Here is a 612-nt window from a genome sequence, read left to right on the forward strand (position 1 = left end):
GCGGTCGCCCGATCCATCAATTGGGCCAGTAGCCTAACCGCCTAAGTTCATTCATATAGGCCTCAGGGTTCGTCGCCTCTATGTCCGCAAGCCTAAGCCTATCGCCATAATCACAGAAATACGCGAACACATGCGTATCTTCAAATCTTTCAGTATCCGACATAGTCTTTCCTGTCTCCGTGTTATAGGTCCGGAAATAGGGAAGAATTCGTTCTCGGTATAGCCCGACCGATAACGGGAAACTATGGGGTCGCAGAATATAGCGGCGTTCGCGGATTGGCGAATTCCAATAGCGATAATAGGGTTCGCTTTGCTTAAAGCCCAGCCTGCGGATGGCTTTAACCAGCACCGAAGGCAAACGGTTCAATCCTATCGACGATTTTGTCTGCTCCTGTCCTGGCAAGAATAATTGTTTCCATTCCACCGGCACAATGAGTTGGAGCGAGAGCACACTTTCCCGTGGATACGGGCCTAATTGTCTATAATAGGGTTGAATGAGAGGCCCGCGATCTATGGCCGGTTCGCTCCAGTAATTGAAGTATTCCGCAACTGTCGGCATTTATTCTCCTATATTATCTCTTTCACTTATCCAGGTTCCCAGCCCGGCCCGCT

The 612-nt window shown here is 49.7% G+C and carries 1 protein-coding gene; it reads right to left on the reverse strand.

Going from position 1 to position 612, the window contains the following annotated elements; genetic code table 11:
* Positions 1-16: 16 nt before the first annotated feature.
* Positions 17-559, reverse strand: a complete 543-nt coding sequence (locus ACTJKP_RS27110) for a hypothetical protein (protein WP_440632865.1) — start codon at positions 557-559, stop codon at positions 17-19.
* Positions 560-612 lie beyond the last annotated feature (53 nt).

This window comes from Brucella sp. 22210 (assembly GCF_052045675.1).
Classification (GTDB): domain Bacteria; phylum Pseudomonadota; class Alphaproteobacteria; order Rhizobiales; family Rhizobiaceae; genus Brucella.